This window comes from Rhizobium sp. AN5, from assembly GCF_900215255.1.
GTDB classification, from domain to species: domain Bacteria; phylum Pseudomonadota; class Alphaproteobacteria; order Rhizobiales; family Rhizobiaceae; genus Agrobacterium; species Agrobacterium tumefaciens.
The window spans coordinates 1,238,754-1,259,566 of record NZ_OCMJ01000004.1 but is presented as its reverse complement, the minus strand read 5'-3'; the positions used below and the strand labels follow the sequence as shown (position 1 = coordinate 1,259,566).

Genomic DNA, 20,813 nt, shown 5'->3' with positions numbered 1-20,813 from the left:
TTTTCGAATCTTCGACTTTGCTAATACTGGGATAATATTCCTCAACCATGTGGCGCTTGACTCTTTTGCATTACGAGAACAAACAATGAACATATAGCCCGTACGACATAATGTCGATCCTTTGAACACGACCTTGAAGGGAGCCGTGAACGATGACTGCTGCCCGTCAGAGGGTGATTTGTGACTTGCGCGACCGCATCGCGTCGATGGAAGGGGTATCCGCGAAGCGGGCCGGAACACTTTCTTTTGGCGTTCCCGAGATCGATGCGGCCTTGCCCGGCGGTGGTCTCGCCTATGGCGCGTTGCACGAGTTTGCAGGCGGTGGTTCGGGCACCGTCGATGGCGCAGCGGCCGCCCTTTGTGTTGCCGGCATTGCCGCACGAACAAAAGGCCCCGTCATCTGGTGTCTGACGCGGCCGGATCTGTTTTTTCCGGCTCTGGCCCATGTGGGTCTGCATCCTGACCGCGTCATCTTTGTTGAATCCGACAAGGAAGAGGATGTGCTGGCCAATATGGAGGAGGGCCTTTCTTTCGGCGGACTTGGCGCCGTCGTCGGTGAACTTGTCCGCCTGCCCATGGTCAGTTCCCGCCGGTTGCAGCTTGCAGCCGAGCGAACCGGGACCATGGCGCTTGGCGTTCGGCGATGGCGGCGACAGACGGAGGCCAATGACTTTGGCCAGCCGACGGCCTCGACCACGCGGTGGCGTGTCAGCGTGATGCCGTCGGAAGAGTTGCCGGTAGCGGGGGTGGGCAGGCCACAATGGTTTCTGGAATTGATGCGCGTGAAAGCGGGTGAATGTGCTGAGTTTCTCGTGAGGGCGTGTGATGACAAGGGTCGTCTCGATCTATCTTCCGGATCTGCCGACGGATCGCATTCGTCGGGCCGATCCGTCTATTGCGCCTGAACAGCCAATCGCCGTGATCGCAAAAAGCGGCTCGAAGCGATGGGTGTCTGCCGCCGATCCGGCTGCCAGAAAGGCGGGCGTGCATACCGGCATGGCAGCCGCAAAGGCGCAGTCGCTGTTTCGCGGCCTGATGCTGGTTGACGCTGATGCCGAAGCCGATCGAGCCGCACTTGAGCGCATCACGCTCTGGGCGCTGACGATCTATTCGCCGATCGTCGCGGTCGACGGGATTGATGGCATCGTCATGGATACAGAAGGCGCCGATCATCTGCAGGGTGGCGAACTATCAATGGTGAATGGCATCGCCAACCGGTTCCTCGCGAAAAAGCTGACCGCTCGTGTGGCGGTTGCCGACAGCTGGGGTGCTGCCCATGCTTGCGCCCGCGCCATCAATCGCGAAACGATTGTCGTTCCATCTGGCGAGACGGCCCGTGCCGCCGAAAAACTGCCGATCTCGCTTTTGCGCCTGCCGTCAAAGATCGTCTCTGATCTGCGCATTCTCGGTTTCCAGACGATCGGCGAACTTGCCAACACCCCGCGGGCCCCGCTGACATTGCGTTTCGGTCCAGAGGTCGGCCGCCGTCTCGACCAGATGCTGTGTCGTGTCGCCGAGCCGATCGAGCCGATCCGGACCGCAGAGCTGGTTGAAGTCTCCAAGACCTTCGCCGAACCGATCGGGGCTGCGGAAACCATCGACAAATATGTTGGCCGTCTGGTCGTCCAACTCGTTGGCGAACTCCAGAAGCGCGGGCTTGGCGTGCGCCGTGCCGACCTGATCGTCGAGAAGGTCGATGGCACGAGACAGGCCATCCGCGCCGGAACCGCCAGACCCGCCCGCGATGTCGCCTGGCTGACAAAACTGTTTCGGGACCGGACGGAAAAGATCGAGCCGGGCTTCGGGATCGAAAAGCTGATCCTGGTCGCCGTGATAGCCGAGCCTCTCGAGGAGGCTCAGAAAGCCTCTGCTCTGGTCGAGGATGACGTCACTGATGTAACGCCGCTGATCGACCTCTATGGAAACCGGGGGCAGAGGGTTTATCGCGTCGCGCCGGTCGCCTCCGATGTGCCGGAACGCTCTGTCCAGCGCATCAGCCCCGTCGCTGAACCGATCGCCGTTGCCTGGGTCAGCCATTGGCGCCGCCCCGTCCGTCTCTTGCCGAGACCTGAGTTGATCGAGGCGATCGCGCTGATGCCGGACCGGCCGCCAGTCTCCATCGTCTGGCGTGGCAAACGCCGTAAGATCAAGCGTGCCGACGGGCCGGAACGTATCTTCGGGGAATGGTGGCAGCGAGATGCCGAAATGGACGCCGTGCGCGACTATTTCGTCATAGAGGATGAGGCAGGCGAGCGCTTGTGGGTGTTCCGCTCCGGCGACGGTGTTGATCCGCAGACCGGATCGTATCGCTGGTTCTGCCACGGGATATTCGCATGAGCTACGCCGAACTTCAGGTCACGACACATTTTTCTTTTCTTCGTGGTGCCTCGTCGGCGCAGGAGTTGTTTGATGCTGCAAAACTCCTTGGGATCAGTGCGATCGGCGTCGTCGATCGTAATTCGCTGGCCGGGATTGTTCGCGCCCTTGAAGCATCCCGCGCGACAGGTCTCCGCCTCGTCGTTGGCTGCCGTCTCGATCTCGCCGACGGCATGTCGTTGCTCGTCTACCCGATAGACAGAGCTGCCTACTCACGCCTGACCCGGCTGATTACGCTCGGCAAGTCACGTGGTGGCAAGGACAACTGCATTCTGCACTGGGATGACATTGTTTCCTACTCGGAAGGCATGATCGGTATTCTGGTGCCGGATCTGCCGGACGCCACCTGTGCAGCACAGCTTCGCAAGATGGCTGGAGCGTTTGGTGACCGCGCTTACGTGTCGCTGTGTCTGCGCCGACGCCCCAATGACCAGATGCGGCTCCATGAGATTTCCAACATGGCGGCACGGGTCAGGGTCAAAACCGTGGTCACCAATGACGTGCTGTTTCATGAGCCGGGCCGGCGGCAGTTGCAGGACATCGTCACTTGCATCAGGCACAACACCACGATCGACGATGTCGGCTTCGAGCGCGAGCGTCATGCCGACCGGTATCTGAAGCCTCCGGAAGAAATGGCTCGCCTGTTTCCGCGCTACCGGCAAGCCCTGGCGCGAACCATGGAGATCGTGCGGCGCTGCACGTTCTCACTCGAGGAGCTTACCTACCAATATCCCGAAGAGGCGATCGTGCCGGGCAAGGATGCTCAGGGATCGCTCGAGCATTATGTCTGGCAATGCGTGCCGGATCGTTATCCGGAAGGCTTGCCGCCCGACGTGTTGAAAACCGTACGGCATGAGCTCGATCTCATCCGCGCCATGAAATATGCGCCGTATTTTCTGACGGTGTTTTCGATCGTGCGCTTTGCGAGAAGGCAGGGCATTCTCTGCCAGGGCAGGGGATCGGCGGCCAACAGCGCCGTCTGCTATATTCTCGGCATTACCTCTATCGATCCATCGACCAACGATCTCCTGTTCGAGCGTTTCGTCAGCCAGGAGCGCGACGAGCCACCTGATATCGATGTCGACTTCGAGCATGAACGGCGCGAGGAGGTCATCCAATGGATCTACAAGACCTACCGACATGACAAGGCTGCCCTCTGCGCCACCGTTACGCGGTATCGTGCCAAGGGAGCGATCCGCGATGTCGGCAAGGCGCTCGGCCTGCCGGAGGACGTGATCAAGGCCTTGTCGTCGGGCATGTGGTCCTGGTCGGAGGAAGTGCCCGACAGAAACATCCGCGAGCTCAATCTCAACCCTGACGACCGGCGCTTAGCGCTCACCCTGAAACTGGCGCAGCAGCTGATGGGAGCCCCGCGCCATCTTGGCCAGCATCCAGGAGGATTTGTCCTCACCCATGACCGGCTGGACGATCTCGTACCGATCGAGCCGGCAACGATGAAGGACCGCCAGATCATCGAGTGGGACAAGGACGATGTCGAGGCGCTGAAGTTCATGAAGGTGGATGTGCTCGCACTCGGCATGCTCACCTGCATGGCAAAGGCGTTTCATCTCATCCGTGAGGATAAGGGCGAGGATCTCGATCTGTCTACGATCCAGCAGGAGGACGCAGCCACCTACGCAATGATCCGAAAAGCCGATACGCTTGGGACATTCCAGATCGAAAGCCGCGCGCAGATGGCGATGCTGCCGCGCCTGAAACCCCGCACCTTCTACGATCTGGTCGTGCAGGTGGCGATCGTCCGGCCCGGTCCAATCCAGGGCGACATGGTGCATCCCTATCTTCGCCGCCGCGAAGGCAAGGAGCCGGTCGAATATCCCACGCCCGAACTGGAAGCCGTGCTCGGCAAGACTCTGGGCGTGCCGCTGTTTCAGGAGAGCGCCATGCGCGTCGCCATGGTCTGCGCCGGTTTTACCGGTGGCGAGGCCGACCAGCTGCGCAAGTCGATGGCGACCTTCAAGTTCACCGGCGGGGTCTCACGCTTCAAGGAAAAACTCGTCTCCGGCATGGTCAAGAACGGCTACTCAGCCGAGTTCGCCGAAAAGACCTTTTCCCAGCTCGAAGGTTTTGGCTCCTACGGCTTTCCCGAAAGTCACGCAGCCTCTTTCGCGCTGATCGCCTATGCCTCGAACTACATCAAATGCCATTATCCGGATGTCTTTTGTGCAGCCCTCCTCAACAGTCAGCCGATGGGTTTTTATGCTCCGGCCCAGATCGTCGGTGATGCGATCAAGCATGGCGTCGAGGTGCGACCTGTGTGCGTCAACCGCTCGCGCTGGGACTGCACTCTGGAAAAGATCGGCAGCTCCGATCGGCATGCTGTCCGGCTTGGATTTCGGCAGGTGAAGGGACTGGCTGTCGCTGACGCAGCGCGGATCGTGACGGCACGCATGAACAGTCCTTTCTTATCCGTCGATGACATGTGGCGCCGGTCCAGCGTGCCGACGGAGGCGCTTGTCCAGCTGGCAGAGGCCGATGCCTTTCTGCCATCGCTCAAACTCGAACGGCGCGATGCGCTCTGGGCCATCAAGGCGCTGCGCGATGAACCCTTGCCGCTGTTTGCCGCTGCGACCGAGCGCGAGATGGCGGCAATTGCTGAGCAGCAGGAGCCGGAGGTCGCCCTTCGGCAGATGACGGACGGGCACAACGTCATCGAGGATTACAGCCATACGGGCTTGACGCTACGGCAGCATCCGGTTGCGTTCCTGCGCAGGGACCTGTCGGCACGCAACATCATCCCCTGTGCGGAGGCGATGAATGCTCGGGATGGGCGATGGGTTTATACTGCAGGTCTGGTGTTGGTGCGCCAGAAGCCCGGGTCTGCCAAGGGTGTCATGTTCATCACCATCGAGGACGAAACAGGCCCTGCCAACATCGTCGTCTGGCCGTCACTGTTCGAGAAGCGCAGGAGCGTGGTGCTGGGATCCTCGATGATGGCGATCAATGGGCGGATTCAGCGGGAAGGGGAGGTCGTGCATCTTGTCGCGCAGCAATTGTTTGACCTGTCAGGCGATCTCGTTGGCCTTGCCGATCGGGATGTCGAGTTCAAGCTGCCGGCCGGGCAGGGCGACGAGTTTGCCCACGGCGGCGGCGGGCCGGATTCGCGTGATCGACAAAAGCCCGTTGTCCCGCGGGACATGTTCACACCCGATCTCCATATCGATACGCTGAAGGTGAAGAGTAGGAATTTTCATTGATTTCGGCACGCTTGCAAGCCTTCATCCATGCTGCTGAACCTGTCAGGAAGCCACGAGTTTCGACTTTAGAGCTGGAGTCAATCCACCAGCGTGAACTGCATTCTCAGATGCTGGACGTCTTCCATCAGGGGGACGGTTCTCTTGGTTTTAGGTGCACTCCTTCCCTGTCGTAGATATCCGTGTCCGACCCGTCGTTAGACTGTTCTGCTTGCTAGCATGAAGTCGAGCATGATCTCCTGGATAGCTTCGACCATTTGATCGCCATTGGCCGTCCCGCATCCTGCATCGCGCGCTACCTTTAGTAGGGCGGTTTCGCCGTGTCCGGCGATTACGTCACCGATAAACATGGAGCTTTTGAAAAGCACTGGATTAACCGGAAGGGGATCATCATCTGCCATCCCCATCGATGTGGCGTTGCAGACCATATTACATCCGACTGGGTCGGCCGGTCCGACACGGATACGTCTATCTCCCCTTTCGTTGAGAAGTTCGACCAGAGTGTTCGCTCGATCTTGATTGATATCGTAGACGATCAACTCCCGCACTCCCGCATCAAGCAGGGCCACGGCAATTGCACTTCCAGCTCCACCGGCACCGAGAAGAAGCACTTTCGCGCCGTCGGGTTGTGCGCCTTGGTCCTTCTGCGCCTTCACGAATGCCAAACCGTCGAGCATGTCGCCGTGCCAAGTATCGTCCGCATTGCGGCGCATGACACTGACAACTCCAAATAGTTTGGAGGTGCCCGAACTTGTTGCACAATAGTCGAAAGCAGCGAACTTGTGCGGCATCGTGATGAGAAGGCCATCGATATTAGGAATGGCATTGAAGCCTTCCATAGCGGCAGCGAGGGCACCTTCGGCCACCTGCATCGGAACGCAAATTGCGTTGCGCCCCCGTGCCGCGAACCCTCGAGTCAACCTCTCTGGAGACTTCACGTACTTGATCGGGTCTCCGACAATCGGAAATAGTCGGGTTTCGCCATTCAGCGGCTCTAGCATCATATTGCCTCTCACTCGATTTCCTTAGCGAGAACAGTCTCACACAGCTACGCCGGTAGATCAGTCCGGCACCAGCTCTGAAATTTGACCGTACGAGACCAGCAAACGCGGGTTCGCCATAGTCCCGCTCTCCTCGTCTACTGTGACAGTGTATGTCGCAACGCCCACGTGCCGTGGAGCCATTGCGTTAGCCATTCTCTCGGCGGATCCTTGGCTGGTTGCGGGTCGCATTTCGCCCGGCACAACACCGCCACGGCTGTTTTTGAACTGCACTACGATGATTTTTCTTCATCGGCCATGTTGCGTACTCCTCGTTTGTTCTACAAATGTTCTCATTTTAGGGAGGAGTCAATATCTAAGGTCCAGACTTGAAGTGCTTAAACGCTGAGGCCACGCAACTTTGTCAGTTGTTCAAGAAGCCAGAAGCTCCATGAATGCGTCCTCGATCTCCTTGGGGATGAGTTCAGGCATCTTCAATAGAGTTGTTTGAGTGACTTGGGCCGTCAACTTTCCGGATCCGGCATTCTTGACGTTTTCGAAGACCGGATATGCTTTTACTATCGCATCTTCGAGCGGGTGGGCCGGATACTCTAGGTATCTTTTGTCCACGTTCAACGACATTCCGCCATGATAGCTGCAAGGCACGCCCGTTAACGGATCTGACCCCAGCACGCGTGTGGTAACAGCGTCAACTAGCTCTTGCCACTTTGATACATCTAGGTATTTGAGATCATAGACACTTATCGAAGGATCGAGCCCAAAGTGTGCAGCACTAGTCGGGAGGAGGCGGTATAATTCCGCAGCTAGGACAACGGGGTCCAGTATGATGTTCTCTAACGCGTAACGCCGCCCCGCCGCGAGCACTCTTATTCTATCGGTTGGTTTGCTTGAAAGATCCCAGTCTATTAGGCCGTAGACCGTCGTGTTGCCTGCGGACTTCAGATCGTTCACAATTCGAATTACATCTGCCTTGCTACTATTTGAGTGGGTTGAGCCCGTAGCCATGAATTGGAGCGAAATTGGTGAGGCAAATGACGGTTTCAGAATTTGATAAAGCGCATCCAAATTTTTAGCTTCAATGGGGCTTTCAGCGAATATTTGACGCCTGTCATTCAGCGAAACTGACAGGGTGGGGACACCCGCTGAGAGACCAGCGATTGCTCTGTCTTTAGATATCCGCGCGAGTCCAGGCTGACCTTTAGTCATGATACACACCGCTGCTTGATCACACTGCGCAATAGTCGATGGAGAGTGTGTAGTCGCAATGACGTGCATTCCAAAATCGTCAATTAGGACGTCGTTTATAACCTTCAGGTAAGTGCGCGCCATTGCAGGATGCAACGGCGCGTCTACCTCATCCAGTAAGGCAAGAATCGGCTTGCGGTTCGGCTTGAACTTGCTCTTCGCCAGATATCCGCAAACTGCCAACTTAAGTATTACTTTTTCGCCAGAAGAAAGCTGCTCGGGGGAGAGGCTGGTTCCATCACTTGTGAGCAGTTTCGCTGGTGAGTAATCGAGTTTAGTTCGCTCCGGCGCTTCAAATCTAGCGTCGAGTCCCATGTCAAAAAGGATAGTGTTTAGGACTTCCCAAGGAGGTCTACCATGTTGCTGTTCGAATTCCTCGCCGGACAACGGGTCGGCTGTCGATTCTCCGTAGGTCCGCCTGACTCTCCTGAGGTCGTCAACTAACTGAAGATGTCGATACTCAGAGAATATTCTGCCAACCGAAACGTCAAACAATGCGGGCATGTCGGAATTGTTTTCCCGAATTTCCTCTTCCGTGAGTAAATAGTAGGGCAAGCCAGTTCGCTGCTGTGCGATTGCGAATATCTCGGTGCCGCCTGACATCCTGGCGCTAGGAGAATATACATTGGTCGGACTAGCGCGGTCCCGTAATTTCAGCAAAACCGAATGGAGTGCTGCGGCAAACTTTTTCGTGCTATTAGAAGTGGAGCCTTTCAAGGTTTCCCTTGTATGCTCCCGAGTTTCTGTCACAGATAGCCCATTAGAAGCTCCCCATCGATACCATTCACTCCTAAGTGGCTCATTCCGAGTTACAGCGCTTCTGATAAGGTCCTCGCGCGAACTTAACTGATCAAATCTTTGGCTGCCGGGTTCGTCTTTGATCTTGAAATCGTCTGCGGTGAACAGGACCGTTGGCGGTGGCACCGGTGAGTTCGAGGTCTCGTAAAGGTCACATTTTATAGCGCCGGTATGGAGGCCGTTGAGAAGTTGACTTTTGCCACTGCCGTTTAACCCTGTGACTACTGTAAATTTTCCCAAGTCCGAACGAAATTGCAGTAGAGAACCGTACTTCTGTTCAAGCCAAATATGCATTGCCTTCACCCCCGGTATTTGACGAGCACGGACAGTTGGTCCCGAGAAGGCTACTTCTACCTTTATGAGATTTAAAAAATCTTTTCCGCCACTTCGGTTTGGGGTCCATGGGTATATCACACGGTTTGCCTCTTCAGTAAAAGCGGCCCAACGCCGTTCAGATGCTCGCCAAATCTTCTTGCTCTCGCTCCCGTTTTTTCGTTCTCTTCCTCATAGATGCCTATTTTCAGACTTGGGCTTGGCGACAATCATCTTCCGCATCGCACTCGCCGCCAACTCAGCGCGACCGCCGAGATAGTGTATGTCGAGAATAGTCTCGACATCCTTCAAGCTGTGACCGGTCACTGCGGCGATCTCCGGCACGGTACAACCGGCCAGCGCCATCCGCGTGATCGCTGTACCGCGTAGATCGTGGAAGGTGAGGTCGGTTATCCCTGCCTTGGCGCAACACTTTCTCCAAGAGGTATTGAACCCATCGCTTTTCCAGGCGCCGCCGCGGCTGTTTAGAAGAATGGCGCCGGCGCCACTCTGCGAACGAAGAACATCTGCAAGCGGTCCCATGGGTACCAAAACGCGCGACTTCGTTTTCGACTGTGTGAAGCGCAAGTTGGTGCCATCGAAATCGCTCCAAGCGAGGCGCAGAAGGTCTCCTTTACGCTGGCCGGTCCAGAGCGCCAATTGAATAGCAATACGCATGTAGGGAGGCGATACGGCTTCAAAAGCGGCGACGTCAGCGCCAGTCCAGATCCTGTCTCGTCTGGTCGATCGGTACAATCGGCCGCCACGCGTGGCGATGTTGACTGAAATTATCCCCCGATCTTTCGCAAATGACAGCACACGAACCAAGACCATCCACGCAAAGTCCGCCGTCCTTGGGGTGTCTGCCAAAGAATCCCGCCACTCCTTAAACGCGCCGCGCGTCGACGGTTGCTGTAGTTCCTCTAGCGATAGCTGGTCGAACTTCGTTCGAATCTTATCCAAATATCGATCGTACTCGTGACGCGTTCCGGGCTTGGTTCGGCGAAAATCAGAAGAGTCGCGATAGAGAGTTATGAGCGTCGATAGGTTGGTAGGTGAGGGCGCTCTGCGCTGCTCGTGGGCTAGACTGAATGCGTCATCGAGAAGAGGATCGCCGGGCTGGATCGGCTCGCCTTTGTCGTTCTTTAGCAGCGGCCCACCGCGCCACGCATAGCAGTAGTAGATGGTCTTGCCGCTGGCGAGAGTCTTCTTGACCGTGGCCAGGCCCTTTAAGTTTGCGTCACGCATAGCTCAACCCTTCCGCAAAGGAGCAACCTGCCGCCGGCAGAATGCCGAAAGCGTTTTGTCGTCTCCTCATGTGGTGGCGGTGCGCTTGGTGGCCGCGAAGGTAGGTTAGGCAGTATCGTGTGCGTGGGTCAAGTGCGAGTTGTCCGAGGTTTTTTGATCTTTATTGACTTACGTTGCACGTTGCCTGGGAGATTGTTGCCCGCTTTCTTCTGCGTGAGCCTTGTAAGTTTCGCTTGGAGAGACTTGTTTCGTTCGTCCTCTTCCTCCTTACTGATATCGCGCCAGAAGCGAGTTTCCTCGCTCCACTCTTTCACGACGGCCTCCATCTGTGGAGCGGACTCGATTTCGCATACGATGACGCACCATCCATGATCGTTGTCTACGCTGTCGACGAAATAGCGCCTCTGGACGCTGTAAAAGCGGTAGACATCATCAAGGCCCCATTTGGCATATGTGTCACCCACGTTAGGTACAGCACCTTGGAAGTGGTCTGTATCAGCTCCAATAACCGCCTCAATAGTTCCGTCTGAATGAAGGCAGTATATTCGAACGTCAAAACCTTCACCGCTCATAGGCGCCGCCCTCAAGATTTTGTTGTGACGCCGTAGCCCTGCGCAGTTTCGCCTTGGTCGATGAAGATCACGCCGGCGGCTTCGAGGGACGCGACAATTTTATCAATCGTGTCGATCCTTCCTCCTAGTTCGCCACTGGCCGCCTCCAGTCTCTTTATTGTGGGCTCCGACACTCCCGAAGCCGCTGCCATATCAGACTGGGACCAGTCCAACAGCGCCCTAGCGGCTTTAATTTGGCGAATTGATACTTTTCGTATTGACACTGCTGCACCTCATGTTGATACTAATAGTATCGAAAATACAGAGACACGCAACACGGAACCGAAACGATGGTTAACGCAAAGTTACCGGCGAACGCCGAAGGCATGCCAGAATCCTTCATATCCCGAATGACCCGCCTTTATATCGAGCTCGACACGATTGGCAGTCGCGTTGGCAACATGCCCGATGATGCGATGGACTATATCACCGACGCGGCCAGCATCGTCCGCAGGGCGGTTATTGAGGCGCCTGTCAAGACTGAGGCTGACATTGCCGGGAAGTTTCGCTTTGCTGCCATGCTCATTGAGGATCCGCACGGGATCATCTGTGATGAGGAGGAAGCGGCAGCGATCGCGGTTCGCGAGCTATTCAAGTTCCGTGAGGACGAATGGGCCGCGATGCGCGCGGAGGCGAGGTCATGAAGAAACAGGCGAAGCGCTACCCGGTTGGCACGCTGATCGTTGTCGACAAGCTGATTTACGAAATAGTCCGCTAAAATGGCGACTGCGTCATCTTCTCGCGAAAGGGGCGCGAGTTAGCAACGGCAGCCAACTGGCTTTCGCACATGGTCACCGACGCCATCCTTCCAACAACACGGCCCGCTAGCTCAACCGGATAGAGCGGTAGACTTCTAATCTGCAGGTTCCACGTTCGAATCGTGGGCGGACCACCAGTTCCCAGCTGGCCTTATGACATGCAAGGCCAGCCAACTTGCCGCAGCGCGCCTTCGGGCAGCGCGCGGTCTTTTATTCCAAATGCCTATACCCCCGGCCTAAGAGGCCTCACCAGCTGCACCACGCGCTCCACCACTGCGCGGGCCGGGGGTGGTAATCAATCAACCGAGGAGACCTTTATGATTTCAGCGATTCTATGCGTCGCAATCGCCGTGTTTTTTGCCGCCGCCATTGTCGGAATGATTTTGATGATGGCGGACGTCCACCCCAATGGCACTGCAATCAAGGTCACTGGATGGATCATGGTAGGCGCGACGACCGTCATAGGCGCGATATTCATAGGCGTACTGCTCGTGCAGGCCGCAATCGCCATCTGATTTCCACGCCACCACAGCGCCGAGAAGGCCCGCCAGAATCACCAACCGGGCAGCGCTGTGCGGGTGTCTCCGCCCGTATGTGCACAGTTAGTGCGCGGATAGAAAATGGGTTATCCGGGCGGTATTAGAAGTTGAATTATGGATTAGAATTTGGTTGTATTAGCGAGTTCGAAGTTTGACCTTGGATATCGGTTGTCTGCTTTTTATGGGATGAATAAATGCGGGTTTGTGGAGTCGATATAAAATCAAAAGAAGCTATCGTCGTAATCTGCGAGCCATCTTCGGGTGCTGCTAACGTGGTTGAGGCAAGTACAAAGCGAATAAAGTTGGATGACGGTGCTGATGGGCCCGCATTGAAGTCCATGAAGATGGCTATAGACAGCTATTTACACGAGCAGAATATTGACGTGGTGGTAATCAAAGAACGAGCAACCGGGGCGATGGGTGCGTCGGGCGTCACATTTAAAATTGAAGCCCTTTTTCAGATGTCTCACAACGATGTCGTCCTGGTCCACGGAAACACGCTCAGGAAGTTTACAAAGAAGAACGTGGCGGGCGCCCCCGCCGGACTAAACGCATATCAGAAGGACGCATTTACGTCTGCCGCTTGGCTCCTCAACGAAAAAGGGCTGTTGTGATTATCAATAGTCTGTCGGTCCCAGAAGACGTCAAGGTCGCACTTCGAGAGCTTGAGAAGCAAATTGAGTTTCATAAAGCCTCTGACAAAGGCCAGAATGGCCATGTTTTGTTTGGAACGAACCGAGTGCTCGGCCGACCAGACGTCGTTAAGCTGTACTACTGGGAGAGCGGCGACCACGCTGAACCAGAGTTGCTAGCAAAACTCGAACACCCTAACATACTCAAAGTCTACCACGCCGCTTCGATTGATTTAGAATGGGCGTTCTTTACGACGAAGTTCTGTGACGGTGGTGATCTCGACACGGTTCTAGAAAAAGGCCCGCTTGGCTTGCGGGAGGCGGTTGACGCCGTCATGATGGTCGCATCCGGCGTGAGTTTTCTCCATGGCAATGGCTTCCTGCACCGCGATCTCAAGCTTGAAAACGTATATCGAGACAACGAACAAATCGTAATAGGAGATTTCGGCTCCGTTTCTCCGTGCGACGCGCAAGGGCATTGCAAAACGCTTACCCGCCACTCCCTGCTGTACAGACCGCCTGAGGCCACTGTCACAAACGATTACTTCAAGGAAAGTGACGTTTATCAGTTGGGCCTGATGCTCTTTCAGTTACTGGGCGGATGCCTACCGTACGATGAGCGCGATTGGCTAAGTAGCAAACAGCAATCTGAATATGATGCGCTTAAAGGTACAACCGATAAAGGGAACTACGCCACTAAAATCATTGAGGAAAAGATAAACAAAGGTCGCCTCCTGGATATGGATACTCTACCTCCATACGTGCCAAAGAGCGTCGTGACCTTCATAAGAACCGCAACCCGCGTCGAAAGAAAAAATAGACACAAATCCGTGGCTGACTTCATCGCGGCACTGAATAATATGAAGCGCAGGATTCCTGATTGGCGTCCTGACGGGGGTCATATTGTTCTCCACCGGCCAAAGAAACGTATGCGCGTGCTAGCTAATGGCGGGACGTTCGCAATTGAAAAAGACGTAGGAAGCGGCTGGAAGAGACAGCACGCGCTGAAGCCAAAAACAATGAGGGATGCGGTCATTTTTGCGGAGAACATATAAAAAAGGCCGGCGCTTCTCTGCACCGACCTTTCTTTTGCTTCTCTGCGCCGCCAGTACATCCGTGGTCGACGATAAAGCCGTATGGCCACATAACTCGATCCGGCGGGATCGGTTGCATTAGGTTAGAAAAGATAGCGCCACAATGCAGCCGAATACAAATTCGTCGGCATCTGGCGACACACGTAGCCGTTCAATCGATCGAGGAACACACCACGCAACAGCGGAGCACTTTTCGTACGCAATGAGGGCGTCTTTGTATCTGTCCAGCTCCTCCGCGTACTTCTCCTTTAGTTGTTCGCTCGACGAGAATCTTGATGCCTCAACCCTCAGTGTATAGAACGCACAAGCGGCACGACGAAACGATCTCTGCGGCGGAAGCTTTCTCGCGTCCTCAATCGCTTCGTCAAGTTTCGAGCGCAAGTGTAAAGACAATGACGCAGCGTTCAACGGCAGGCGTCGTTTAACGGACTTCGCCTCGAATTCGATATTCTCCCCGGCCAAAAACACGTAGAGATCACAACGCCCGTTCGAATTCCGGTCTTCGGCGAATTTTGAAGCGGTGTATTCCTCTAACGCAATGCCACCCTTTAACCAAGAAGCAGCGGCGAGCATAGAGATGTTGGCGCGTTCGTTGAAGAAGAACGGCGCTTCCCGTCCATCCATTGCGCCGCAATACTTCGTCGTCGCTTCGATCCAGCCATCAAGCAGCTGTCTGGCTGCAGGCTCAAAGCCGCGAGACGTACGCCTAACCCATTTACTGCTTTTCATCTATGCACCGAACACTAGTCACAACGCGGTTAGCCACATTCGGCGGCGCTGGCAAGAACTTGCCAGCGAGTGGACCCGCATAGCAAAAGGGTGGCCTCACGACTGCCCTCCACTTCAGATCCGAGCCGCACCCGTTGGGAGCTGACCGAGCCCAGTCGCAAAAAGCCGCCAGCCCTGCAAGGCCACATTCAGTTCACCCCTCCGTCACCGTTTTCAGCCACTTCCATCCCTCGAATTTGTCGCCTTTCTCCCTGATCTGCGTGTAACGCTTTAAGCTGTTCCAGGTGCGGTGGCCGGATACGCTGGCGGCGAGGGGGATCGTCCTTCCCATCTCGAACAGGCGTGAAATCCCTTCGTGCCGCAGATCATGGAAGTGTAGGTCATCGATCTCAAGGAACTGGCAGGCGCGTGTGAACGCGGCGCCGACCCCGGCCGTACCGTAGGGGAATATCCGTGGCCCATTCTTCGGCATAGCCTTGATGATCTGCATTGCCTCAGGTGGAAGCTCGCACCACACGTCGTTACCCTTCTTCTGGCCAGGATGCTTTAAATCCCTGACAAGAATGCGGCTGTGAACCTCGTCCAGATCCTCCCATTCTATGCGAACGATCTCCTCTTGCCGGCGCGTCGAATAAATAGCGAAGGCGACAACCCGATCCATGCGCGAGACATGCGGCGTCGCCTGATTTCGCTTGGTAAAGTGTTCCATGATCTTGTCGAGTTCGACGAGGGTAGGGCGGCGCGTTCGGCTCTCCGAATTTGCAATGGTATTGAGTTTCCGCAGCACGGTCTGTGCGTCGCGAATTGCAATAGGATCTAGCGGCATACCCCACGCCGGCCGAGCAATGGCGAATATGGAAGACAGGTGCGAAATGTAGCTTCCGACCGTCTGCGGCTTACGGCCTACTGCGAGTTGGTTTGCAAACGTAACGATGTCATCGCTCCGAATGTCTGCGCAGTCCATTGTGGCGATCTTGAAGGTTTTAATCGTACGAAGCACCTGTGCCTTCGTGGACCCCATTGTTCCTTTCTCTTTGAGGTACTGATCAATAGCGTCCGCCAGGGTGAAGCGGTCGGCGTTCAGCCGCTCCAGCGCACCAGGCTTGTCGATTTCAGTCTCGCGAAATCGAACCCACGCTTCTGCCTCTCGCTTACGGTCGAATGTCTTGGCCTCTCGGAAAACGATACGACCGCCTTTTTTTCGGAGGATCTGCGCGGTATAACCCACTGAACCGTCTTTTCGTTTTCTCGCGGTGATCGTTCCCATCGGTACAACATTCCTGTATCTGGTACGACGTCGTTGTACTTCACCATGGAAATCGGTGCAACAGCGTGAAAAAATGAGAAAGGGAGTGCTAAACCGTGACATTAAGCAAGCGAGCGTAAAGAGTTGAATTTTTACGAAAATGCAATGAAATCCGGCGAAAAAATCTTTGCTGTGGCCCCGATGATCGATTGGACCGACACGAGGTGCAGATTTCTGCACCGGCAATTGTCGAAGCGTGCGCTGCTTTATACGGAAATGATCGTTGTCGACGCCATCATCCATGGCCAGCGCGACAGGTTGCTCAACTATCATACTCAGGAACATCCGGTTGCACTGCAACTCGGTGGGTCGGATCCGCAGAAGCTTTCGGAGGCGGTGCGGATCGCCGGCGATTATGGCTATGACGAGATCAACCTCAATGTCGGCTGTCCTTCGGACCGGGTGCAATCCGGCACTTTCGGCGCCTGTCTGATGCGCGAGCCCGAGATTGTCGCGCAATGCGTGACGGCGATGAAGGCCGTTGCGAAGGTGCCGGTCACGGTCAAATGCCGCATTGGCGTGGACGATCAGGAGCCGGAAGCCGTGCTGCCGGATTTTCTTTCACGGGTTGTGGCAGCGGGCGCGGATGCGGTCTGGATCCATGCGCGCAAGGCTTGGCTGCAAGGGCTTTCGCCGAAGGAAAACCGCGAGGTGCCGCCGCTCGATTATGGTCTCGTCTATCGCATGAAGCGGGAAAATCCTGACATCTTCATAGGCATCAATGGCGGTATCGCCGATCTCGATCAGGCAAGCCTCCATCTGCACCATATGGACGGCGTGATGCTTGGCCGCGCGGCCTATCACAATACGTCCATCCTTGCCGATGTCGATCATCGCATTTATGGCGAAGAGTCCCGGCAAGCTGACTGGATGGGTCTGCGTGATGCGATGATGGCCTACGCCGCCGACTATATTGCCGCCGGCGGGCGCCTAAACCACGTCACCCGCCACATGATCGGCCTGTTTCAGGGCATGCCCGGCGCGCGCCGTTTCCGGCAAATCCTTTCCAGCGACGCCACACGGCCGGGCGCTGGAACCGAGGTGATCGAGGCGGCGTTCGCGGCAATCGATTTCAACCCTGCGAAAGAAATGGCTGGCTGAGCCAGTCAGACCAATTTCTGCAATACCTGTGCGCCGTTTGGTGCATTCACCTTGCCGCCGGTGATGAAGAAAGCGAAGACATCGCGCGGGGTCTTCTCGACTTGTCTGTCGGGAGCGATCAGCGGCAGGTCGTTGGGCACGTTACCCGCCGCATAGGTCTTGACCCGTTTTGCCCAATGGTCAATCTCGGCCTTCGGATAACAGGTCTCTATATCGTCTTCGCCCTTTTGCAGGCGGCAATAGACGAAATCGGCAGTTACGTCAGGCAGCATCGGATAATCGTGATGGTCGGCGCAGACGACCGCGACCTTGTGTTTGGCGAGAAGATCGATGAATTCCGGCACCTGAAATGTCGGGTTTCGCACTTCGACCACGTGGCGAAGGCTGATGCCGTCCTGTTTTTCGGGCAGCAATGCCAGAAACGCGCCGAAATCCTCGGCGTCGAATTTTTTCGTCGGCGCGAATTGCCAGAGAATCGGGCCGAGATGGTGGCCGAGTTCCGTCAGTCCCTGGGTCAGGAACTTCGTCATGGATTCACCCGCCTCGGCCAGGACCTTGCGGTTGGTGACAAAGCGGCTTGCCTTCAGGGAGAAAACGAAATCCTCAGGCACGTCCGCCGCCCATTTTGCGAAGGTCTCGGGTTTTTGGCTGCTATAATAGGTGCCGTTCACCTCGATCGCCGTCAGTTGCCGGCTGGCATGTTCCAGCTGGCGTTTTTTCGGCAGTTTTTCCGGATAAAACGTGCCTTCCCACGGCTCGAAGGTCCAGCCGCCGATACCGGTGCGGATCGTGCCTGATGTCGACATATACTGTTCCTCCTCGGGCTATCCGCCTTACGTACCTTGCTGCGAAGGGTGCGGATTACTCCGCAGCCTCGCGTTTTCCGGCTGGCCGACGTTCCAGAAGTTCCTTCAGGAAATGGCCGGTATAGGAGCGCTCGTTCTTGACGATGTCTTCCGGCGTGCCGGTTGCCACCACTTCGCCGCCGCCTGTGCCGCCTTCGGGGCCAATATCGATGATCCAATCGGCCGTCTTTATGACTTCGAGATTGTGCTCGATTACCACGACGGAATTGCCCTGATCCACCAGCGCCTGCAGCATTTCCAGAAGCTTGTTGACGTCGTGGAAATGCAGGCCTGTTGTCGGTTCGTCGAGAATGTAAAGCGTGCGGCCGGTGGAGCGTTTTGACAGTTCCTTGGCGAGCTTGACGCGCTGCGCCTCGCCGCCGGAGAGCGTATTGGCCTGCTGACCGACCTTGATGTAACCAAGGCCGACATCGAACAGCGCTTGCAGCTTGTCGCGCACGGCCGGAACGGCGGCGAAGAATTCAACGCCTTCTTCCACCGTCATATCAAGCACGTCGGCAATGGACTTGCCCTTGAATGTCACATCGAGCGTCTCGCGATTATAGCGTTTACCGTGGCAGACGTCGCAGGTGACATAGACATCAGGCAGGAAGTGCATCTCGATCTTGATGACGCCGTCGCCCTGGCAGGCTTCGCAGCGGCCGCCCTTGACGTTGAAGGAGAAACGGCCAGGTGCATAACCGCGCGCCTTTGCCTCCGGCAGACCGGCGAACCAGTCACGGATCGGCGTGAATGCGCCCGTGTACGTGGCAGGGTTGGACCGTGGCGTGCGGCCGATCGGCGACTGATCGATATCGATCACCTTGTCGATGAATTCGAAACCATCGATGCGGTCATGCTCGGCCGGAATTTCGCGCGCGCCCATCACCCGGCGTGCTGCCGACTTATAGAGCGTCTCGATCAAGAAGGTGGATTTGCCACCACCCGACACGCCGGTAACGGCGGTGAAAACGCCAAGGGGAACGGCCGCAGTCACATTCTTCAGGTTGTTGCCGCGTGCGCCGAAAACCTTGATTTCGCGGCCCTTCTTCGGCTTGCGGCGTTCTGCCGGCACGGCGACGCCGAGTTCGCCGGATAGATATTTGCCGGTTAGCGATTTCGGATTGGCCATCACCTCCTGCGGCGTGCCTTCGGCGATGACCTGACCGCCGTGAATGCCGGCGGCGGGGCCGATATCGACAACGTAATCCGCCGTCAAAATGGCATCCTCGTCGTGTTCGACCACGATCACCGTATTGCCGATATCACGCAGATGTTTCAGCGTATCGAGCAGACGGGCATTGTCGCGCTGGTGCAGGCCGATGGAGGGCTCGTCCAGAACATAGAGCACACCCGTGAGGCCGGAACCGATCTGCGAAGCAAGCCGGATGCGCTGGCTTTCTCCGCCGGAAAGCGTGCCGGAATTGCGTGACAGGCTGAGATAATCCAGCCCGACATCGTTGAGGAATCGCAGACGTTCGCGGATTTCCTTGAGAATGCGAACCGCGATCTCGTTCTGTTTGGCGTTCAGATTTTCCGGCAGCGTCTCGAACCAGTCGCGTGCCATACGGATCGACATCTGGGTGACTTCGCCGATGTGCATCCTGTTGATCTTGACGGCGAGCGCTTCCGGCTTCAGGCGATAGCCGGCGCAGGCCGGGCAGGGGGCCGCCGACATATAACGCTCGATTTCCTCGCGCGCCCAAGCGCTGTCGGTCTCTTTCCAGCGACGCTCCAGATTGGGAACGATGCCTTCGAAATTCTTCACCGTCTTGTAGGAGCGCGCGCCGTCCTGATAGTTGAACTCGATCTTGTCGTCAGTGCCCTGGAGAATGGCGTGCTGCGCCTCTTTCGAAAGGTCCGTCCATTTGCTCGACAGCTTGAAACCGAAGGCCTTGCCCAGCGCCTCCAGCGTCTGGTTGTAATAGGGGGAAGACGACTTGGCCCAGGGGGCAATCGCGCCATCCCGCAGGGTGCGTGCAGGTTCGGGCACGATCAGGTTTTCGTCCACCTTCTGCTGCGAGCCAAGACCGTCACAGGTGGGGCAGGCGCCGAAGGGATTGTTGAAGGAGAAAAGCCGGGGCTCGATTTCCGGGATGGTGAAGCCGGAGACCGGGCAGGCGAATTTTTCCGAAAACAGCATACGCTCATGGGTCTCATTGAGCGATTTATTGGCGGAGCCGCCAGCCGAGGTTTCTTCCGGCGGCAGGGGCTTGTCGGCAAATTCGGCCACTGCCAACCCGTCGGCGAGCTTAAGGCAGGTCTCGAGACTGTCGGCAAGGCGTGCCGCCATATCCGGGCGCACCACGGCGCGGTCCACCACCACATCGATATCGTGTTTGTACTTCTTGTCGAGGGCGGGAACGTCAGCGATTTCGTAGAACTGGCCATCCACCTTGACGCGCTGGAAGCCCTTCTTCATCAGCTCGGCGAGTTCCTTTTTATATTCGCCTTTGCGGCCGCGCACGATCGGCGCGAGAATATAAAGGCGCGTGCCTTCCTCGAAGGCAAGGATACGGTCGACCATCTGGCTGACCGTCTGGCTCTCGATCGGCAGGCCCGTCGCCGGCGAGTAGGGCACGCCGACACGCGCAAACAGCAGGCGCATATAGTCGTAGATTTCCGTGACCGTGCCGACCGTGGAGCGCGGGTTCTTCGAGGTGGTTTTCTGCTCGATGGAAATCGCCGGAGAAAGACCCTCGATGCGGTCTACATCCGGCTTCTGCATCATTTCGAGGAACTGGCGCGCATAGGCCGAGAGGCTCTCGACATAACGGCGCTGGCCCTCGGCATAGATTGTGTCGAAGGCAAGCGACGACTTGCCCGAGCCGGAGAGCCCGGTCATGACGATCAGCTTGTTGCGCGGTAGATCCAGATCGATACCCTTGAGGTTATGCTCACGGGCACCACGGATGGAAATCGTCTTCAGTTCACTCATGATAAAGCTCGGACAAAAATAACAGGCCTGATGGCGGCGCGTCCTTATGTAGTGACGCAACCGGACGT

At 56.6% G+C, this 20,813-nt stretch carries 17 protein-coding genes and 1 tRNA gene; 9 read left to right on the top strand and 9 right to left on the bottom strand.

Features of this window, described 5'->3' with window-relative positions:
* The first annotated feature begins 152 nt into the window (after positions 1-152).
* Genes CRP02_RS18620 through CRP02_RS18610 form a run of 3 tightly spaced genes read left to right on the top strand, consistent with a single transcriptional unit; the run spans position 153 to position 5,591 of the window.
* Complete coding sequence (locus CRP02_RS18620; RefSeq protein ID WP_097171947.1) at positions 153-905, top strand: ImuA family protein; 753 nt, start codon at positions 153-155, stop codon at positions 903-905.
* On the top strand, positions 826-2,337 hold the full coding sequence (locus tag CRP02_RS18615; RefSeq protein WP_179784067.1) for a Y-family DNA polymerase: 1,512 nt from the start codon (positions 826-828) through the stop codon (positions 2,335-2,337). Before CRP02_RS18620 ends, CRP02_RS18615 begins: the two co-directional genes overlap by 80 nt.
* Positions 2,334-5,591 carry an error-prone DNA polymerase gene (locus CRP02_RS18610; RefSeq protein ID WP_097171946.1) on the top strand — a complete coding sequence of 1,086 codons (3,258 nt, stop codon included), beginning with the start codon at positions 2,334-2,336 and terminating at the stop codon, positions 5,589-5,591. The genes CRP02_RS18615 and CRP02_RS18610 overlap by 4 nt, the downstream gene beginning before the upstream one ends.
* 194 nt (positions 5,592-5,785) lie before the next feature.
* On the opposite strand, the gene CRP02_RS18605 is transcribed toward CRP02_RS18610, so the two are convergent.
* From CRP02_RS18605 to CRP02_RS18580, 5 genes are all read right to left on the bottom strand, one after another.
* The gene (locus CRP02_RS18605) at positions 5,786-6,604 is read right to left on the bottom strand and encodes a shikimate dehydrogenase family protein (protein ID WP_210200306.1); all 819 of its coding nucleotides are present in this window, start codon (positions 6,602-6,604) and stop codon (positions 5,786-5,788) included.
* Positions 6,605-7,000: 396 nt separating this feature from the next.
* Positions 7,001-8,926, bottom strand: a complete 1,926-nt coding sequence (locus CRP02_RS18595; protein ID WP_097171944.1) for an AAA family ATPase — start codon at positions 8,924-8,926, stop codon at positions 7,001-7,003.
* A gap of 210 nt (positions 8,927-9,136) precedes the next feature.
* Positions 9,137-10,192 carry a site-specific integrase gene (locus CRP02_RS18590; RefSeq protein ID WP_097171943.1) on the bottom strand — a complete coding sequence of 352 codons (1,056 nt, stop codon included), beginning with the start codon at positions 10,190-10,192 and terminating at the stop codon, positions 9,137-9,139.
* Between the two features lie 128 nt (positions 10,193-10,320).
* Positions 10,321-10,764, bottom strand: a complete 444-nt coding sequence (locus CRP02_RS18585) for a hypothetical protein (RefSeq protein WP_097171942.1) — start codon at positions 10,762-10,764, stop codon at positions 10,321-10,323.
* Between the two features lie 11 nt (positions 10,765-10,775).
* Positions 10,776-11,027 (bottom strand): helix-turn-helix transcriptional regulator, encoded by a 252-nt coding sequence (locus CRP02_RS18580; protein ID WP_097171941.1) that lies wholly within the window; start codon positions 11,025-11,027, stop codon positions 10,776-10,778.
* Positions 11,028-11,153: 126 nt separating this feature from the next.
* Here CRP02_RS18580 and CRP02_RS18575 point away from each other — a divergent pair, with 126 nt between their 5' ends.
* From CRP02_RS18575 to CRP02_RS18555, 5 genes are all read left to right on the top strand, one after another.
* Positions 11,154-11,447: a hypothetical protein gene (locus CRP02_RS18575; RefSeq protein ID WP_210200305.1), complete on the top strand. Its 294-nt coding sequence runs from the start codon at positions 11,154-11,156 to the stop codon at positions 11,445-11,447.
* A gap of 174 nt (positions 11,448-11,621) precedes the next feature.
* Positions 11,622-11,698 (top strand) — tRNA-Arg (locus CRP02_RS18570).
* Positions 11,699-11,878: 180 nt separating this feature from the next.
* The gene (locus CRP02_RS18565) at positions 11,879-12,076 is read left to right on the top strand and encodes a hypothetical protein (RefSeq protein ID WP_097171939.1); all 198 of its coding nucleotides are present in this window, start codon (positions 11,879-11,881) and stop codon (positions 12,074-12,076) included.
* A 218-nt stretch (positions 12,077-12,294) separates the two neighbouring features.
* Complete coding sequence (locus tag CRP02_RS18560) at positions 12,295-12,714, top strand: DUF3010 family protein (RefSeq protein ID WP_097171938.1); 420 nt, start codon at positions 12,295-12,297, stop codon at positions 12,712-12,714.
* Positions 12,711-13,787, top strand: coding sequence for a protein kinase domain-containing protein (locus CRP02_RS18555; protein WP_179784066.1), 1,077 nt, complete (start codon positions 12,711-12,713; stop codon positions 13,785-13,787). The genes CRP02_RS18560 and CRP02_RS18555 overlap by 4 nt, the downstream gene beginning before the upstream one ends.
* A 117-nt stretch (positions 13,788-13,904) precedes the next feature.
* On the opposite strand, the gene CRP02_RS18550 is transcribed toward CRP02_RS18555, so the two are convergent.
* Together CRP02_RS18550 and CRP02_RS18545 are read right to left on the bottom strand one after the other, a co-directional pair.
* Positions 13,905-14,555 carry a hypothetical protein gene (locus CRP02_RS18550; RefSeq protein WP_097171936.1) on the bottom strand — a complete coding sequence of 217 codons (651 nt, stop codon included), beginning with the start codon at positions 14,553-14,555 and terminating at the stop codon, positions 13,905-13,907.
* 193 nt (positions 14,556-14,748) lie between these two features.
* Positions 14,749-15,822, bottom strand: a complete 1,074-nt coding sequence (locus tag CRP02_RS18545) for a site-specific integrase (protein WP_097171935.1) — start codon at positions 15,820-15,822, stop codon at positions 14,749-14,751.
* A 144-nt stretch (positions 15,823-15,966) separates the two neighbouring features.
* On the opposite strand from CRP02_RS18545, the gene dusA reads away from it, so the two are divergent.
* Positions 15,967-16,962, top strand: a complete 996-nt coding sequence (dusA, locus tag CRP02_RS18540; RefSeq protein ID WP_097171934.1) for a tRNA dihydrouridine(20/20a) synthase DusA — start codon at positions 15,967-15,969, stop codon at positions 16,960-16,962.
* 5 nt (positions 16,963-16,967) lie between these two features.
* Here the strand turns inward: dusA and CRP02_RS18535 are convergent, their stop codons facing one another.
* The gene (locus tag CRP02_RS18535; protein ID WP_097102596.1) at positions 16,968-17,768 is read right to left on the bottom strand and encodes a DUF72 domain-containing protein; all 801 of its coding nucleotides are present in this window, start codon (positions 17,766-17,768) and stop codon (positions 16,968-16,970) included.
* A 55-nt stretch (positions 17,769-17,823) separates the two neighbouring features.
* On the bottom strand, positions 17,824-20,745 hold the full coding sequence (gene uvrA / locus CRP02_RS18530) for an excinuclease ABC subunit UvrA (RefSeq protein WP_097102594.1): 2,922 nt from the start codon (positions 20,743-20,745) through the stop codon (positions 17,824-17,826).
* Between the last annotated feature and the right edge of the window lie 68 nt (positions 20,746-20,813).

Coding starts and splice junctions, on each gene's coding strand:
- CRP02_RS18620 (WP_097171947.1), top strand. CDS start 153: ATGACTGCTGCCCGTCAGAGGGTGATTTGTGACTTGCGCGACCGCATC.
- CRP02_RS18615 (WP_179784067.1), top strand. CDS start 826: ATGACAAGGGTCGTCTCGATCTATCTTCCGGATCTGCCGACGGATCGC.
- CRP02_RS18610 (WP_097171946.1), top strand. CDS start 2,334: ATGAGCTACGCCGAACTTCAGGTCACGACACATTTTTCTTTTCTTCGT.
- CRP02_RS18595 (WP_097171944.1), bottom strand. CDS start 8,926: ATGCATATTTGGCTTGAACAGAAGTACGGTTCTCTACTGCAATTTCGT.
- CRP02_RS18590 (WP_097171943.1), bottom strand. CDS start 10,192: ATGCGTGACGCAAACTTAAAGGGCCTGGCCACGGTCAAGAAGACTCTC.
- CRP02_RS18585 (WP_097171942.1), bottom strand. CDS start 10,764: ATGAGCGGTGAAGGTTTTGACGTTCGAATATACTGCCTTCATTCAGAC.
- CRP02_RS18575 (WP_210200305.1), top strand. CDS start 11,154: ATGACCCGCCTTTATATCGAGCTCGACACGATTGGCAGTCGCGTTGGC.
- CRP02_RS18565 (WP_097171939.1), top strand. CDS start 11,879: ATGATTTCAGCGATTCTATGCGTCGCAATCGCCGTGTTTTTTGCCGCC.
- CRP02_RS18560 (WP_097171938.1), top strand. CDS start 12,295: ATGCGGGTTTGTGGAGTCGATATAAAATCAAAAGAAGCTATCGTCGTA.
- CRP02_RS18550 (WP_097171936.1), bottom strand. CDS start 14,555: ATGAAAAGCAGTAAATGGGTTAGGCGTACGTCTCGCGGCTTTGAGCCT.
- CRP02_RS18545 (WP_097171935.1), bottom strand. CDS start 15,822: ATGGGAACGATCACCGCGAGAAAACGAAAAGACGGTTCAGTGGGTTAT.
- dusA (WP_097171934.1), top strand. CDS start 15,967: ATGAAATCCGGCGAAAAAATCTTTGCTGTGGCCCCGATGATCGATTGG.
- CRP02_RS18535 (WP_097102596.1), bottom strand. CDS start 17,768: ATGTCGACATCAGGCACGATCCGCACCGGTATCGGCGGCTGGACCTTC.
- uvrA (WP_097102594.1), bottom strand. CDS start 20,745: ATGAGTGAACTGAAGACGATTTCCATCCGTGGTGCCCGTGAGCATAAC.